This window comes from Streptomyces sp. NPDC045968, assembly GCF_056430475.1.
The window spans coordinates 186,080-201,986 of sequence record NZ_JBWKLF010000003.1; the positions used below are offsets into that span (position 1 = coordinate 186,080).

At 71.3% G+C, this 15,907-nt stretch carries 15 protein-coding genes; 10 read left to right on the forward strand and 5 right to left on the reverse strand.

Features of this window, described 5'->3' with window-relative positions; all coding sequences use genetic code 11:
• Positions 1-148 precede the first annotated feature (148 nt).
• The 3 genes from AC07FA_RS10270 to AC07FA_RS10280 all read left to right on the forward strand — a co-directional run bounded on the left by AC07FA_RS10270 (position 149) and on the right by AC07FA_RS10280 (position 1,640).
• Positions 149-742 carry a type 1 glutamine amidotransferase family protein gene (locus AC07FA_RS10270; RefSeq protein ID WP_479074485.1) on the forward strand — a complete coding sequence of 198 codons (594 nt, stop codon included), beginning with the start codon at positions 149-151 and terminating at the stop codon, positions 740-742.
• Positions 739-1,212, forward strand: coding sequence for a MarR family winged helix-turn-helix transcriptional regulator (locus AC07FA_RS10275; RefSeq protein ID WP_479074486.1), 474 nt, complete (start codon positions 739-741; stop codon positions 1,210-1,212). The genes AC07FA_RS10270 and AC07FA_RS10275 overlap by 4 nt, the downstream gene beginning before the upstream one ends.
• 188 nt (positions 1,213-1,400) lie before the next feature.
• Positions 1,401-1,640 carry a hypothetical protein gene (locus tag AC07FA_RS10280; protein WP_479074488.1) on the forward strand — a complete coding sequence of 80 codons (240 nt, stop codon included), beginning with the start codon at positions 1,401-1,403 and terminating at the stop codon, positions 1,638-1,640.
• A gap of 48 nt (positions 1,641-1,688) precedes the next feature.
• Here the strand turns inward: AC07FA_RS10280 and AC07FA_RS10285 are convergent, their stop codons facing one another.
• Genes AC07FA_RS10285 through AC07FA_RS10295 form a run of 3 tightly spaced genes read right to left on the reverse strand, consistent with a single transcriptional unit; the run spans position 1,689 to position 5,934 of the window.
• Positions 1,689-3,158, reverse strand: a complete 1,470-nt coding sequence (locus AC07FA_RS10285; RefSeq protein ID WP_479074490.1) for a nickel transporter — start codon at positions 3,156-3,158, stop codon at positions 1,689-1,691.
• The gene (locus AC07FA_RS10290) at positions 3,155-4,450 is read right to left on the reverse strand and encodes a tetratricopeptide repeat protein (protein WP_479074491.1); all 1,296 of its coding nucleotides are present in this window, start codon (positions 4,448-4,450) and stop codon (positions 3,155-3,157) included. The genes AC07FA_RS10285 and AC07FA_RS10290 overlap by 4 nt, the downstream gene beginning before the upstream one ends.
• Positions 4,447-5,934: a DUF4331 domain-containing protein gene (locus AC07FA_RS10295; protein ID WP_479074492.1), complete on the reverse strand. Its 1,488-nt coding sequence runs from the start codon at positions 5,932-5,934 to the stop codon at positions 4,447-4,449. Before AC07FA_RS10295 ends, AC07FA_RS10290 begins: the two co-directional genes overlap by 4 nt.
• A 310-nt stretch (positions 5,935-6,244) precedes the next feature.
• Here AC07FA_RS10295 and AC07FA_RS10300 point away from each other — a divergent pair, with 310 nt between their 5' ends.
• Positions 6,245-6,940, forward strand: coding sequence for a hypothetical protein (locus tag AC07FA_RS10300; RefSeq protein ID WP_479074493.1), 696 nt, complete (start codon positions 6,245-6,247; stop codon positions 6,938-6,940).
• A 93-nt stretch (positions 6,941-7,033) separates the two neighbouring features.
• The gene (locus tag AC07FA_RS10305) at positions 7,034-7,657 is read left to right on the forward strand and encodes a hypothetical protein (protein ID WP_479074494.1); all 624 of its coding nucleotides are present in this window, start codon (positions 7,034-7,036) and stop codon (positions 7,655-7,657) included.
• Positions 7,658-7,670: 13 nt separating this feature from the next.
• Here the strand turns inward: AC07FA_RS10305 and AC07FA_RS10310 are convergent, their stop codons facing one another.
• The gene (locus AC07FA_RS10310; RefSeq protein WP_479074495.1) at positions 7,671-8,006 is read right to left on the reverse strand and encodes a hypothetical protein; all 336 of its coding nucleotides are present in this window, start codon (positions 8,004-8,006) and stop codon (positions 7,671-7,673) included.
• 226 nt (positions 8,007-8,232) lie between these two features.
• Between AC07FA_RS10310 and AC07FA_RS10315 the strand changes: the two genes are divergently transcribed.
• The 4 genes from AC07FA_RS10315 (at position 8,233) to AC07FA_RS10330 (ending at position 12,978) form a co-directional block, all read left to right on the forward strand.
• Positions 8,233-9,069 carry a helix-turn-helix domain-containing protein gene (locus tag AC07FA_RS10315; RefSeq protein WP_479074496.1) on the forward strand — a complete coding sequence of 279 codons (837 nt, stop codon included), beginning with the start codon at positions 8,233-8,235 and terminating at the stop codon, positions 9,067-9,069.
• A complete protein-coding gene (locus AC07FA_RS10320) occupies positions 9,066-9,302 on the forward strand; it encodes a DUF397 domain-containing protein (RefSeq protein WP_479074497.1) in 237 nt (78 codons plus the stop codon). Before AC07FA_RS10315 ends, AC07FA_RS10320 begins: the two co-directional genes overlap by 4 nt.
• Before the next feature lie 111 nt (positions 9,303-9,413).
• A complete protein-coding gene (locus AC07FA_RS10325; RefSeq protein WP_479074498.1) occupies positions 9,414-10,826 on the forward strand; it encodes a hypothetical protein in 1,413 nt (470 codons plus the stop codon).
• A 163-nt stretch (positions 10,827-10,989) separates the two neighbouring features.
• Positions 10,990-12,978 carry an Ig-like domain repeat protein gene (locus AC07FA_RS10330; protein ID WP_479074499.1) on the forward strand — a complete coding sequence of 663 codons (1,989 nt, stop codon included), beginning with the start codon at positions 10,990-10,992 and terminating at the stop codon, positions 12,976-12,978.
• Between the two features lie 15 nt (positions 12,979-12,993).
• Here the strand turns inward: AC07FA_RS10330 and AC07FA_RS10335 are convergent, their stop codons facing one another.
• The gene (locus AC07FA_RS10335) at positions 12,994-14,448 is read right to left on the reverse strand and encodes a helix-turn-helix domain-containing protein (protein WP_479075165.1); all 1,455 of its coding nucleotides are present in this window, start codon (positions 14,446-14,448) and stop codon (positions 12,994-12,996) included.
• Positions 14,449-14,786: 338 nt separating this feature from the next.
• Here AC07FA_RS10335 and dnaN point away from each other — a divergent pair, with 338 nt between their 5' ends.
• The gene (dnaN, locus tag AC07FA_RS10340) at positions 14,787-15,902 is read left to right on the forward strand and encodes a DNA polymerase III subunit beta (protein ID WP_479074501.1); all 1,116 of its coding nucleotides are present in this window, start codon (positions 14,787-14,789) and stop codon (positions 15,900-15,902) included.
• Positions 15,903-15,907 lie beyond the last annotated feature (5 nt).

The window sequence follows — 15,907 nt, forward strand, 5'->3', positions numbered from 1 at the left end:
CGTAGGTGCCGGTGAGGGGCGTGCTCCATGGCCACCTTGTATGGAGTGTGGCGTTCGGTTCGGCAGGGTGTCGGGTCTGGACTGATTGACAGCATGCTGCATTCATGACAGCCTGCTGTCATAGTCGATTCCGGCCCTGGAGGACACCATGACCCGCAAGACCGTTCATCTGGCCGTCTACGACACCTTCGCCGACTGGGAGACGGGGTACGCCACGGCCCATCTCACGCAGAACGGCTACACGGTCCGGACCGTCGGGGCCACGACGGAATCCGTCACCACCATGGGCGGGGTGCGCGTCCAGCCCGATCTGGCGCTCGACGAGCTGCGGCCCGAGGACAGCGCGCTGCTCATCCTGACCGGGGCGAGCCTCTGGGACACCGGCGACGAGCTGGCCCCCTTCGCCCGCGAGGCCCGCGCCTTCCTCGACGCGGAGGTGCCGGTCGCGGCGATCTGCGGGGCGACGGCCGGGCTCGCCCGCGAAGGGCTGCTCGACGACCGGGCCCACACGAGTGCGGTCTCCTTCTACCTGGCGGCGACGGGGTACGCGGGCGCCGCCCGGTACGTGGAGGCGGACGCGGTGACGGACGGCGGCCTCGTCACGGCCGGGCCGACGGAGCCGGTGGCGTTCGCACGGGAGGTGTTCGGACTGCTGGGGGTGTACGGGCCGGAGAAGCTGGACGCCTGGTACCGGCTGTTCCACGACTCCGACGCGCGTGCGTACGAGGTGCTGGCGGGATGAGCGGCTCCGACGACCAGGTCCGGTTGAGCCGGACCGCGCTCGGGGTGTTCCGGCTGAACGGGCAGTTCCTCGCCGTATCGGAGGAACTGGCCCGGCCGGCCGGGCTCACGGCGGCCTGGTGGCAGGTGCTCGGGGCGGTGCTGCGTGAGCCGTTGCCGGTCTCCGGGATCGCGCGGGCGATGGGGATCACGCGGCAGAGCGTGCAGCGGATCGCGGATCTGCTGGTGGGGAAGGGGCTGGCGGAGTACGTACCGAATCCGGCCCACCGCCGGGCGAAGCTGCTCCGTCCGACGGATGAGGGCCGGGAGGCGGTGTCGCGGATCGGCCCCGGCCACGCGGAGTTCGCCGCGCGGCTGGCGGAGGAGTTGGGCGCGGAGGGGTTCGCGGAGACGGTACGGGTGCTGGAGCGGCTGTCCGAGGCGGTGGAGACGGTGGGCGGCGGCGCCGCGGATGGCGCCGGAGGCGCCTGAGCGTGTCCGGGCCGCCCGGTGAACGGTTCCGTCCTCAAACGCCGGAGGGGCTGAGGTGGCGGCCAGGGCCGGGGGTGGCGGCCGGGACTCGCCTCGGTGTGTCCGCGCTCCGTCGCCACCTGGGAGAAGTCACTATGGGTAGCATCCTCGTTACCGTAGATGATCGGCCCTCTGACCTAGGAGCCCACGTGAACAGCTCGGACCTCGCAAAGTTCTTCGCGCTGCTGACCATCCTGGAGCCGCAGGCCCAGACCTGTGTGCAGGCGGCCCGTCTCGCTGAGGCCGGGACGGTCGATGCCGACGAGAGCGACACCGCTGTCGTGAAGGACCTGAAGGCGCAGGCCGACAAGATCGCCGCCGAGCTGGCCTCCGTGAGCCCTGACGCTCTCCAGCGCAAGACGCAGATGATCGCCAAGTTCCTCGCCTAGAGGAGCGACGACTTCGCCCCGCCGGCTGTCCGGCGGGGCGAAGTGCTGTCAGGTCAGGTTGCGGGTGGTCAGGGCCAGTCCTACGGCCAGGACCGCCAGTGCCGTCAGCAGCGACCCGTATCGCGTGTAGCGGCGCAACCCCGGCAGCCGCCGCTCCCCCAGGGCCGCGAGCCTCGTCCCGCCGCCGGACAGCAGCAGGCCGGCCGAGGTCAGGGTGAGGGCCATGCCGACCCCGTATCCGACGACGAGCAGCACCCCGAAGTACGTACGGCTCAACGCGACCGCCCCCAGCAGCACCACCAGAGCGGAGGGGCTGGGCACGAGACCCCCCGCCAGTCCCACACCGAGGAGCGCGGGCAGTCCGGTGCGGTCATGGTGATGGTGGTGGTGGCCGTGGTGGCTGTGGTCGTGATGGTGGCCGTGGTCATGGCCGTGGTGCGGGCCGTCCGCCCCTCCGCCCCGCAGTCTCCGTACCGCCGACACCACCAGCACCGTCCCCAGCACCGCGATCACCGCCCCGCTCACCGCTCCCAGCCACCCCAGCAGCCGCTCCCCCAGAAGGCTTCCGCCCGCGGTCAGCAGCAGGCCCGTCGCCAGGACACCCGCCGTATGGGTCGTCGTGACCGTGGCGCCCACGGCCAGCGCCGCCCGTACACCGCCTTCGCGCCGTGCCAGGCACGCCGCCACCGCGAGCTTCGCGTGGCCCGGCAGCGCCGCGTGGCCCGCGCCCAGGAGCAGGGTCAGCAGGACCGCGAGCATGCCGACGGGCAGCGTCAGGTCCCGGCCCGCCGTCAGCTCTGCGAGCCGGTTCTCCAGGGCGGGGAAGAGGACCGCGCCCCGGTCCACCGCCTGCGCGGCCGGCGCCCCGGCCGGTCCCGCCCCGGCCGCCCCCGCGCCCGGCGCCGTACGGAACTCGGCGCCGGTCACGTCCAGCGGCCGGTCCGACCCGCTCGCCGGATAGCGGCGCAACACCCGGCTCGGGCTCGTCGCCGGGGCCGACGACTCGGCCAGCCGTACCCCCGGCCCGGCCACCGCGGTGATCTCCTTCCAGCCGGTACGCGCCACGTCCGCCCCCGAGGCGAACGTGACACGGGCCCCCCGGGAGAGACCGGCATCCGCGTGCAGCGCGCAGGTCAGGCGGCTGACAGGAAGGTTCGCGGTGCCTCGCGCGTACGTCAGAGAGGCGCGCCCGGTGCGCCAGCGCAGCTGCTGCCCGTCCACCGCCGCCCTGGTCCTCCGCGCCAGTTCGGTGCACCTCTCGGTCGCCCTGTCCGCCGTCTCGGACCGGGAGATCCGCCCGTCGTGGTCCCTGTCCGTGGCGGCCCGGTCCTGCGCGGTGGGGATCTCCGCGCTGTCGACGACGGCGGTGTCCTCGATCCGGTCGTGCGCGATCCGCAGCCCGTCGTAGTGGTTGACGCTGAAGTTCCCCAGCGGATGGGCGTGGGCCTGTGGCGCCGCCGTCAGGGTGAGCAGGATCAGTACGGGTGCCACGGCTGCGACGCGGCGAAGGCGGGTCATTCACGGCTCATTTCGGTGGCGCGCGGTGCGTGGTACGGGGAGAAGTGCGGGTTCAGAGCGAGGGCTTCGCGCAGGTGCCGCGCCCCTTCGGGCCTGCCGAGTGCCCGCTCGACAGCGCCGCGGTGGTAGCGGAACAGGGCGCTCTTCCAGCCCGTCGCGGCCGCCTTGCGGAGGTACGGGAGCGCCTCCGCGTCCCGGCCCGCCCGGTGAAGCGCCCAGCCGAGCGCGTCGGCCACGATGACGCTGCGGGTGTGCTTCCACTCCCGGCTCATGAGCTCCACCGCGTCCTCCGGATCGCCGTGGTCCGCCGCGAAGAGGGCGAGCTGCGGATCGACCGGGCCACCGTCCGCGAGCGCGAGGCGCACCTGCGCGGCCAGCGCCGCCGCCTCTCCCCCGGGCCGGCGGCCGTCCGACGGCGCCGCACCGCGCAGTTCCAGCGCCTCCAGCAGGAATTGCGGCAGCGGTGTCCGTCCGGTGAGCCGCTCGTACAGCTCAAGTGCCTTGCCCGGCTCACCCCGTGCGGCCAGCACCCTGGCCGTTCCGGCCTGTGCGTACGGGTGGTCCGGCACGGCGTCCAGCGCCCGGCGGTAGTGCGTGTCCGCCCGGTCCACAGCGCCTCCGGACCAGGCCAGATCACCCAACCGCGCTTCGGCGAAGGCCCGTTCGTCCGGGCCGTCCGCGCTGTCCACCGCACGCCGGAGCGCGATCTCCGCATCCTGCGGTCTGCCGTTCGTCTCCAGGTCGTACGCGGCTCTGCTGTACGCGGCCGAGGCCGGGGCGAGGTCCAGGAGGCGCTGTACCGCCGCCCGTGCGGCCGGGTAGTGGCCGAGCTGGATCTCCGCGTCGGCCAGTACGGCGTAGCCGTCCGGCCGGTCCGGTGCCATCCGGGTGGCCCGCAGCCCCTGGGCGCGGCCCTCGGTGAAGGCGTGCCGGGCGTTGGCGAGCAGCCCACGGCCCGTCTCCGCCGCGTAGTTGTCCGTGGGGTCGAGGGACATCGAGCGGCGCAGGGCGAGGTCGGCGGCGTCCAGACGGGCCGCGTCCAGGGTGGTGCGGGCCTGTTCGATCTCGGCACGGGCCAGGGCCGCCCAGACCGTGGGTTCCTTCGGGTGGGCCCTGGCTCGCTCACGGGCGGTGCCGAGCGCGTCCATGGCCCCGGCCCGCGCGTCGGTTCCCGCTGCGGCGGGCGGGCCGGCGGCCGGTGGCCGGCCGGTGCCGGGACCCAGGTACAGGAGTCCCGCCACACAGCCGGCCACGGCCACCGCTCCGCCCGCGGCGGTGATCAGACGACTCACGGGCCCGCGTGCGGGAGGTTGAGGTAGGGGAACGTGGCCTGCGCGTCGGCGGGTTCGAGGCGCAGGACCGGGTCGGGCAGCAGGTCCCTAGCGGACGGGCCGGCGGGCTCGCCCTCCAGCATCCGGATCAGCGGACCGTCGATGTTGTCGTTGAGGCGCCGCCCGTTGGGGAAACCCTGGAGGTCACCGTCGAGGACACCGTGCGACCGCGGGCGGGCCGTCACCGGAGTGGTGAGGTTGAGCCGGAGCATTTCGGCGAGTCTGATGCGGCCGGGGTCGGCGTCGGCGTTCATCGTGTGGGTGTTGAGGTCGAAGCCGAACAGCGAGCCGTTGGACTTCCCGATGCCCTTCATGAACAGGGCCTGGATGTCGTGGCGCGGGGCCGCCGGCGCCTTGCGTCCCTGGGCCCTCTCGATGCGCTTCGGCGGTACGGGGTCGAGCGTCGCGGCCAGGAAGTCCGCCTCCAGCTGGTCGCCCTTCGGGGCGCGCGCCTGGAACCGGTCCTCGGGCCCGCCAGGCTGCGAGAACCCGATCGTGGAGCCGTACACCGCGAAGGCGACGTGCGGGGTGCCGTTCCGGGAGACCTGGCGGAAGGTGGGGGCCTGCTCCTCCAGGCTGCGTCCCAGGTCGGCACCCTGCCGCGAGACGGACGCCCACACCCCGACGACGGGGTTGCGCTCCGGGTCGCCCTTGAGGGCCACCTCGCTCTTGGGTACTTGCAGCACAAGGCTGTTCACGTTCAGCGCGGACAGCGGCTGGGCGTCGGGCAGCCAGCCGGGCACCGGGCCCGAGGTCCCGACGGTGAAGAGCCCGAAGACCTGGCTGTCGGCCTTGAACGACTCCGCCGCCTGGGTGGCCACCGTACGGCCGCCGCCGGGCAGGGCGCGGGTGGCCTGCGTCCGCAGCTTGCCGTAGTCCGGCATCAGGGCCCGGCCGGTGTGGGTGGGCGAGGCGATGGCGTCGGTCAGCAGTTTCGTGGCGGAGCCGTCGGCCGCGACCTTCTCCAGGGTGTACTTCTGCCGGACGCCGAGCGACCTGTCGTCGAGCGAATTCACCGGCGTCGGCCCGACCTTGGGGCCCATTCCGAACGGACGGCGGTCCTCGTCGCGGAACGTCCAGCGGTACGTGGTGTCGGGCGCCCCGTCCCCGTCGGCGTCGGTGTGGATCTCGTACCGCGCCCCGGTCGCGAACGGGTGGTCCACCAGCGCGTTCGCCGCCGTGCCCGGCACCTGGAAGGGGCGGACGTTGGCCACGAGGGTGACCATGTCGTGGTCGTCGGGGCTGGTGAAGGCGTAGACGTCGGTGAGGTCCGTCGGAGCGTCGAGCAGAGTCGACGGAGCGTCGATATGGCCACCCGCCTGTCCGGTTCCCATGAGGGGTCCGGCCACCGAGGCGGCGGCGAGCGCGGTGGTGACGGCGGCAAGGGCGGCAAGCTTTTTACGGGACAGTCTGTTGAATCGGGGAGTTCCGACGAATCCAGGCATGCCACTCTCCATTGCGGTGTCTGGGGGGAGTTGGCCCCAGCCTGGTTCGACGGCGACCTTGATGCGACCTCAGCGCGCCCATCGCATCCGGTCGTGTATTGATTTCCACCGCGCGGGTTAAGCAAAGTTTGATCTTGAGCGTGACTATGCATGGATAGGCACATCCCAACAGAACGTCGATAAAGGACGTCGAGCGCCGCATCCGCGCCCACTGTTGCTGAACTCGGCTTCCCCCCGCTTCTGTTGGGGCTCCGGGCGGACCGCACGCCACGTCCGCCCTCACCCCCACAAGCAGAAAAGGCCTATAAGTATGTACGGATTCCGTCGTCTTACCGTCCTCGCCGCCGTGGCCGCGCTCACCGTCCCCTTCGGAATGGCGTCCGCCGGAGCCTCCGCGCCGCAGCACACCGCGGCCACCCCCACAGCTGCCGTCGCCGAGCCGTTCCCGGGCGCCTACATCTCCCCGTGGGGCGACGCGCAGGTCGCCCTCGGCGACGAGGCTCTGGCCTGGATGGAGCGCGAAGGCGTCACGCTCGAAGCCATCAGCCCGTTCGTCATGGACGCGGACGGCCGCGGCTTCTCCATGCCGATCGGCTCGACGGCAGGTGACGGCCTCGACTCCAAGGGCCGGATCTTCTACCCCGGCGGCCTGAACTTCCACCACGAGGAATCCGGCAAGACCATCACGCTCAAGCCGACCTTCATCCGCGTGATGCCGACCCCGGCCTACTCGGCGGGCGTCGCGGTCGACGGAGAGACGCTTCTCGACGAGGTCTCGGTCGCCGAGTCCACCTATACGGAGGTGATGGCCGGGGCCCGCCCCAGCCCCACCGGGTTCCGCATCAAGAAGGCGCCGTTCTACATGACGGCCGAGGCCTCGCGCCTCTTCGCCTTCGCCACCGGCGGTGAAGCCCCGCGCGTCGGTTCTCTGTTCGGCACCCTCACGCCCAACTTCGACTACGTCCCCACCACGTCCTCGCCGACCGGCCTGCCCACGTTCCCGTAACCGCAGGCCGTCCGGTACGAAGCTGCCGGAACCGGACGGCGGCGGCGTGACGTCCCTCGTCATGCCGCCGCCGTCGGGTGAAAGTTGCACTACGTGTTGACCATCCTGGGGATACTCTTCGCCGTCGCACCGCTGGTCGTCTGGATGACGATCGCCCGCACCCGAGGGGTGGGCCTGGCGGTCGGCGGCGCGCTGCTGGCCGGAGCGGGGCTGCTGATCGGCGTCCAGCAGGGCTGGATCGCCGCTCCCCGGCCCGACGCCCATCTCGTGTACACGGTCCTCGCGCCGGTCCTCATCGCGTGCGGCGCGGGACTCGAAGGCCGCCACGAAGACTCCCCTCCCCCGGACTGGATCCCCCGCCGCAACGGAGCCATCGGCTTCCTGGGCGTGCAGTTCGCGCTCACGCTCGTGGTCGGCCTCCTGTACTCCCTGATGCTCACCGAAGGGTCGGACGCGCCGCCCGCCAGGGCCGTACCTCCCCTGCCGGCCGGCATCACGGTGGTCTCCGAAGGCACCAACTGCGGGTCCGGCGGCTGCTACCGCCTGGTGGTCGTCGACAGCGAGGACGGCCTGACCCGCCCGGAGATCATCCGCAGACTGGATCTCCGGAAGGAGACCTGCCGCCCCAGCGGCTGGCTGCTCGACTGGCGTGACGTGTGCGTGGGAGCCAACGACAACGGCACGCATGTCGTCGTCTACGCGTCGTGGAGCGGCTGATCGGCCGACCGGGTCAGCCCAGCAGCAGAAACGCCGCGTTCAGCAGGATCAGCGTGTGCACGAAGCGCCCCGGGCACGTCGGCGGATACCGCCACGCCAGGGGCCAGGTCCGCCCGATCAGCGCCGGTACGGGTGCGTAACTGACCGCCCCGGTCGCCGCGTTGAGCCGCGTCACTCCCTCGGGCCACGGCCGCCCCGACGTCGTACCGGCCGGCACGAGGAAATACACCCCCCGCCGCCCGCTCGCCTCGGTGATCACGGGCCCGGGCTCGCCCCCCGTGATCGCCTCTATGAGATCGGCGAGCCGACGCCCGTCGTCCCCGTCGACGCGGACGGCGTCGAATTGCACGCCCGCCTTGCGGAGTTGGAATCCCGAGTCCGGAATCCACTCGATGTTTCTTTCACGATTCGGCGCATTCACAGGGACATTGTGTGGCCGAACGCCTAGCGTTTGCCTTGACTGACGAGGGGCGTCGCATACCCGTTGACCTGCGCGAACTCCTCTGTTGTTCAGTTGAATTCGGCGGGGTCGGGTAGTGACCGGTTGAGTCCGGTTGAGTCGAAAAGGGATCGCAATGGCGCGAGCTGAGAACAAGGAAACGGCGAGTCCGACGGCCCAGATGGTGGCGGATCTGGCCCGCACGATGCGCGTGAAACGCGGCTGGACCCAGGAGGACCTGGGTAACGAGATCGGCTACTCGGCGGCGGCCGTGAGTGCGATGGAGACCAACGCCCAGCCGGCCAGTGACGCGATGCTGGTCGCGCTGAATCGGGTGTTCGATGACGACGCGGACTTCTTCGAGACCGCGCGGCGGTATGTACGGATGGAGAAGTATCCGCAGCAGTTCCAGGGCTACGCGCTGCTGGAGCAGGACGCGGTGGGGCTGATGCTGTACGCAACACCCGTCGTACATGGCCTCTTCCAAACGGAGGCGTACGCACGCGCTCTGATCGGGGGCGGATATCCACCGCTCCCCGACCATCGGGTGGAGGAGCTGGTCGAGGCCCGGATGGCGCGCAAGGTCCTGTTCGACCGCGAGCCGGTGGCACTGATCGAACTGATCCTGGAGGAAACGGTCCTGACGCGCGCCATCGGCAGCAAGGAGGTGATGAGGGAGCAGATGCGGCACCTGGCGGAGTGCGCCCGGCGTCGTAACGTCACGCTTCAGGTGCTGCCGCTGGACTGCGGGCTGAGCGGCGAGCATGCGGGCGATCGGGGCGGCATGACGCTGGTGGAAACCCCGGACCACGACCACCTCGTGTACCTGGAGCCCCAGGACGAGAGCCTGCTGATCAGGGACGCCGCGAAGGTGAGTACGTACGCGCATCGATATGCGAAGATCCGGGCACAGGCCCTGGGTCCTCGTGAATCGCTGGGCCTCATCGAGCGGTTGGCAGGAGAAAAGGAATGAGCAACACCCTGCGGTGGTTCAAGTCCAGTTACAGCAGTGACAGCGGCGGCGAGTGCATCGAGGTCGCCTTCGACTGGCACAAGTCCTCGTACAGCAGCTCAAGCGGCGGCGAGTGCATCGAGGTGGCCACCTGCCCCCACGCCGTCCACGTGCGGGACTCCAAGGTCCCCGAAGGCCCCGCCTTCGAGGTCGCCCCCGACGCCTGGTCGACGTTCCTCACCTGGGCGGGCTGAACACACACGCGGGACCGGGCACATCCTGCCCGGCCCCGCGTTGATTGCGGGTCCACACCCCCGCGTGGCTGAATACGCCCCACACAACGTTTCTCCAGGGTGGGGGCACACATGACCGTACGAATGTCTCGTCGCAGACGCGGGGCCGTACTGGCCGCAGCAGCGACCGTGGCCGCCGCGACGCTGTCCGGGGGGACAGCACTCGCCGCGCCGATGCCCGTGCCTCAGGACATCAACGGGGACGGTTACCGGGACCTGGTCGTCCCGGCGCCCCGCGCCACCGTGAACGGCCACGACAGCGCCGGTGCCGTGGTGGTGCTCTACGGGTCTGCCACCGGCGTCTCGGCGGGCAAGAGGGCCGTGATCACCCAGAGTTCACCCGGTGTGCCGGGCGCGGCCGAGGCCGGCGATCATTTCGGCGCGTCCAGTTCCCTCGCGGACCTCGACAAGGACGGGTTCGCGGACCTTGTGGTCGGCTCCCTCTACGAGAGCATCGGTACCGCGAAGGAGACAGGCTCGGTGACGGTCCTGTGGGGCAGTAAGAGCGGTCTGGTGTCCGGGACCGTGCTTCCGACGGGGGTGGAGGGCGACCGGTACGCGGGCAAGGACGTGGCCGCGTGGTCCGGCCCGGACGGCGCACGGATACTGGTCGTCAACGACAACACCACTACGGAGCTGACAGGTCCGATCAGCCGGACCGGTGCGGTCGGTTGGTCCACGCTGCACGACAGGACGGGCTGGATGCGGTCCGCGTCACTCGGCGACCTGAACGGGGACAAGAAGGCCGACAGGGTGCTCGTCACCGGTCGCATGGGCGGGCAGAGCGGTGGGTTCGTGTTCGTGAACCCCTCCCCGTCGGACCCCCTCGACCGCAGGTTCCAGGACGGACTCACCTCGGCCATCGGCGACGTCAACGGCGACGGCTACGGGGACCTGGTGGTCGGCGATCCCGACGAGCCGAACGAGGAAGGCATCGTGGGCCACATCGGTGGCGCGGTCCACGTCTGGTTCGGGTCCAAGACGGGCGTGGCGTACGACAAGGCGCCCATGACCATCCACCAGGACACCGCAGGTGTCCCCGGCGGGGGCGAGCGTCACGACACCTTCGGGGCGTCCGTGGCCGTCGCCGACCTGAACAGGGACGGCGTGGGCGACATCGTGATCGGCGCGCCCGGTGAGGGCATCGGCACCAGGGGGTCCGCCGGAGCCGTGACCGTCGTACCCGGCCTCCGGGCAGGCCAGTTGGGCGCCGGGGCGTACGCCTTCACGCAGAACACGGCCGGGGTGCCGGGCGGTGCCGAGGATGGCGACCAGTTCGGCTCGACCGTGACCGCCGGGGACCTCAACCGTGACGGCAGGCCCGAGATCGCCGTGGGCGCGGCGTGGGAGGACGACCGGGGCGGGGTCTGGGTGCTGCCGGGCGGTACGTCCCAGCCGGTGTACACGTCTTCGGTGGCATTCGGGACCACCCACTTGGGGCTTTTCCCGGCCAGCGGAACGCTCCTGGGAGGCGACCTCCAGTGACCGGGCGGCTGACGGGGCGGGTCCCGCGACCGTCGCCCCGCCCCCGTCGGCCGATATTGCGCGCTGACTGTCGGTGTCATGCCATACCCTGCGATCCGGGCCGCACCCCTCTCTCATCTCCGGGTGCCATGCGGCCCCTCTTACCGTGGGGGTAACAGACACTGTGCGTACGCGCAGAATTTCGACCGCGACAGCGCTCGCGGTCCTCTTCAGTTCAGTAGTGCTCGTCGGCGGCGCCGCGAATCCGGCTGCCGCCGACAGCAGCAGAATCCTTCCCGCAGCGTCCGTCGGCGATGTCGTCGTGGACGGCGTCCACCAGCGGGTGTACATCAGCGACCCGACGAGCGGCACGCTGCTGGTGACCGACTACACGGGGAAGGTCGTCACGACCATCCCCGGTCTGCCGGGCGTGACCGGGCTCGAGATCTCGGCCGACTCCAGCCAGGTGTACGCGGCGGTCGCGGGACTCGGCACGATCGTCGCCGTGAACACCCAGACACCCACCGAGACCGTCAGCCATGACCTGGGTGACGCCACGGAGCCGCGTCATCTGGCCATCGTCGACGGCAGACTGTGGTTCGGCTACGCGGGGAACATCGGCTGGCTCGACCTGTCGGGCGCCGAGCCGGTCGTCGCGCTCGCGCAGGCGCCCGGCGAGACCTGGAGCAGCCGGACACGGCTCGCCTCGGACCCGGCCGCTCCCGGCGTGCTGGCCGTCGGGGAGTCCAGCGGCAGCCCGACCACCCTTGCGGTGTACGACGTGGCGGCCGGCACGGCCACCCTGCGTACGTCCAAGTGGAACCCGGACGGCGGAGGCGGCGGCCTGGCCGACTTCGACATCAGCCCGGACGGCACGCAGCTCGTGACCGCGAGCGGCTCGCCGTACTACCAGCCGATCTACTCCACCACCGACCTGTCCGAGGTCGGCCGGTACCCCACCACCGCGTATCCGAACGCGCTGACCATCGCGCCCGACGGCATGGTCGCCGCAGGCACCTTCTCCTGGTACGACCCGGACGTCCACGTCTTCAAGGCCGGTGGCACGAAGGGCCCGCTGCGGCAGTACGACTTCCCCAACACGGGGAACCACAGCGGTGCGGACACCCTGGTGCCCAACGCTCTGGCCTGGGCGCCGGACAAGAGCCGGCTGTTCGCGGTCTCCGAGAACAGCGAGGGCGTACGCACGCTGCGTGTGCTGTCCGACCCGACCAAGTCGGCCACCACCGTCACGGTGAACGCCCCGTCGACGGCGACCCGCGCCAAGAAGCTGACCGTCACCGGGAAGGTCGCGTCGAACACGCCGTTCCCGGCCGGTGCCCGGATCGCGGTGACCCGCGTCGACATGGAGTCGCCGAAGGGCACCGCGCCCAGCTCGGTGGCCCTGAAGTCGGACGGCACCTTCTCGTTCACCAACTCCCCGCCCGCCGGCGGCAAGGTGACGTACAAGGTGGCGTACGCGGGTGACGCCACGCACTCCGCGTCCTCGGGATACGACTCCGTCACCGTCTCGCGCGCCACCCCGTCCCTGACGCTGAACCGGAACAAGTCGGTCTACTCGTACGGCAAGGACGTCTCGTTCACGGCGCACCTCGGTACGACGTACAAGAACCGGGTCGTCGAGCTGTGGGTGGACCCCTTCGGTTCCGACAAGCCGAAGAAGCTCGTCCGCACGGGCAAGGTCAACTCCAAGGGCAACCTGTCCGTGGTCGTCGACATGAAGCGGGACACGACCGTCACCGCCGTGTTCAGGGGCGACTCGCGCTACGCGCCGAAGTCCGTGAAGTCGACGGCGTACGCGCGGGTGAAGGTGTCGACCTCCGTCACCAAGGAGTACAAGAACGCGAAGATCGGCACGCGGTCGTACGCGTACTTCCACAAGAAGACGGACCCGGTCTTCAACACGGCCATGAGCTACTACAAGGGCCGCTCGCACAAGCTGTCCCTGGAGCTGTACTACATGGGCACCTGGTACGACGTGGGCCAGCAGTACTTCGCGCTCTCCACCAGCGGCCAGACCTCGATCAGGCTGGACGGCACCCACGACACCGGTTACAAGATGCGCGTGCGCGCCTCGTACATCAACGGGTCGTCGGGCGACAGCGTGAACAGCACCACGCACGGCAGCTGGAAGTACTTCATCTTCACGAAGTAGCTTCACGCAGTAGCTTCACGAAGTAGTGAGATCCGCGGCCCGGAACGCCAGCCACAGGTCGTAGCGGGCGCTCGGGGGTCTCAGCAGGGAGCGCTGGAGCACCGCTTCGAGCCGGGTGAGCCGCTTGCGGGCGCCCGGCACGGAGATGCCCAGCTCCCGCGCCGCAGGACCGAGGCGGCCCTCGCACCTGAGCCAGGTGCGCAGGGTCGCCTCCGCCGTCTCACCGGCCGGGGCCAGCGCCCGCACCTGGTCCGCGGCCCAGGCCTGGAGCGCGGGGCCGGCCAGCAGCCCGTCGAGGCTCGGGGCGGCCGCCGCCACCGGGGCTGTGGCCGTGGTCCGGGCGGGTGCCGCCCGGACGCGGAGGGCCAGATCGACCGCCGCCTGGTCGGCGATCCGTTCCAGGTCCAGGCCGAGCAGTCCGCCGGTCAGGCGCAGCCGGGCGGTCAGCGTGTTGCGGTGGATCTTCAGATGCTGTGTGGCACCGGACGAGAAGGCCAGCCAGGAGCGGAGGGTCGCCGTCAGTTCCTGACCGCCGGGGTCCTGGGACCGCCTCGGGCGGTAGGCCAGCAGGGGGCCGAGCAGGGTGTCGGCCCACTGCGCGCCCGCGGCGCCGACGACCAGGGCGGGTTCCGGCGCGAGGCCGAAGCGGGAATGCCGGCCGGGGAGTCCGCGCGCCACGGCGAGTGCGTGGAAGGCCTGCTGGTAGCCGGTCGCCGTGTCGGACAGCGGCATCTCCTCGCTGATTCCGACGACGCAGTCGTCCACGAGAGCGGCGACCGCACGGTCCACGGGCTCGGCGTCCGCCTTCTCGCCCGCCGGCATCACGAGGATCAGATGCCGCGCGTAGACCGGGCACCGCACGATCCACGACCGGCCGCCGGAGACGTCCGCGCAGACCCGCGCCACGTCGTCGCGGCTCCCGCCCGAGCACTCGACCACACACACCCGCACCGGATCGGGAAGCCTCGGCCGCAGGGCTCCCGCCACCTGGTGGGCGATGGAGAGCTGGCCGGACATCAGGAGATGCAGCACCGCTTCCCGGCCCCGGGACTCGGCGAGGGCGACGCGGCGGCGCTTGCGCTCGACGGTCTCGGACTCCCAGCACAGGGTCAGGGGCATCATCACGTCGGCCAGCAGGGTGGCCAGCCCGGGGGGCAGGGGGCGGGGCGCGAGGACGGCGAGGACGGGGAGGGGCGCGCCGGCGAGGCCGTCGAGGGGGAAGAGCAGACCGGTGTACGCGCCCTTGTCGAACGCGTACGCGCGAGCGTCCCGGCCCTTCAGCACGATGACGCCCTCGGCCGCCAGTGCGGCGGCCTCCTGGAGCACTTCCGGGAGCACTCCCGGCTGCGGCGCGGCTGCGGCGTGGAGCACCGTGCCGTCGGAGTCGAGCAGGCCGGCCCAGCCGTCGGCGCGCAGGGCGAGCCACCGCAGCAGCTCCGCCGTTCCGCCGACGCGGGCCAGGCGGTGCATCCGCAGTACGTCCTCGGCCCGTTCCCGCGTGTGCACGCGACCCCCGCTCGACGGAAAATCGGTGGTGAAGCCTACCGGCCCGACTGTGCGAACTGATACCCGGAGAGCCTCACGGAAGGCGAAGTGAAGCTCCCCTTCCGCTACCCCGCCCCCTAGAGTCCGAACGTGTCCCGGCCTTCGGGGGAAGCCGGGCACGCAGGGACCGGGGGGAGCGCGACGGCAGCGGCACACGGGGGTGGTCGCTGTAGTCGTCTCCCTTCCGGCGGGCGGCCAGGGGGGATTGTCAGTGGCGTCCCCTAGCGTCGGCACTCCGGTGACCGATGAGGAGAAGCCCCGCCATGGAGTTCCGCATTGAACGTGGTGCACTGACCGACGCCGTCGCCTGGGCGGCCCGGGTGCTGCCCACCCGGTCGCCGGTGCCCGTGCTCGGCGGGCTGCTGCTCGCGGGGGAGGGCGGCCGACTGCGCATCTCCGGACTCGACTTCGAGGCGTCGGCCTGCATCGACGTGGAGGCCGGGACACTGCGGCCCGGCCGGGTGCTGGTGATGGGGCGCAGGCTGCTCGACATCTGCAAGGTGCTGCCCGAGGGCGCGGTGGAGTGCGCGGTGGAGGGCTCGCGCTTCACGGTGGCGGGGGACGGCGCCCGCTTCGGCCTCTCGGTGCTGCCGCTGGACGACTACCCGGCCCTGCCCACGCTGCCGGAGGTCCGCGGGGCGGTGGACGCGGCCGAGTTCGCCTCGGCGGTCGCCCATGTGGCGGTGGCCGCGGGGCGGGACGACACCTTGCCCACGCTGACCGGCATCCGGCTCGGCCTCGACGGTACGACGATGACGCTGGCGGCCACCGACCGGTACCGCTTCGCGGTGCGGACCCTGCCCTGGAAGGCGGCGGCGCCCGATGTCACCGCCGATGTCGTGGTGTCGGCCCGCAGGCTCACCGAGATCGCCCGCTCGCTGGGCCGGTCCGGGCTCGTCAGCGTCGCACTGGACTCCGGCTCGGTGGGCTTCGAGCACGCGGGGATGCGGACGACGGTGCGCCTGCTGGACGGGCGGCTGCCCCGCCACGACAAACTGTTCGCGATGCCGGACCCGGCGTTCGCGGTGACCGACCGGTCCGGTCTCGTGGAGGCAGTCAAGCGGGTCTCGGTGGTCGCGGACGGCGACAGTCCGATCCAGCTGACCTTCTCGGCCGCCGAGGGCTCGGTGCTGCTCCAGGCGGGATACGAGGACGATGTGGCCGCGCAGCGGCTGCCGGCCTCACTGGAGGGAGCCGACGGGATGACGGTGGCGTTCAACCCCTCGTATCTGATGGACGCGCTGACGTCCTTCGAGGAGCCGGTGGTCCGGCTGCATCTGCTGGGTCCGGGGCAGCGCGCGATGATCACGGGCGATCCGGTCCCTGCGCTGACCACGCACCAGCATCTGCTGATGTCCGTGAAGCCGTCGCTGGTGTAGGCGCG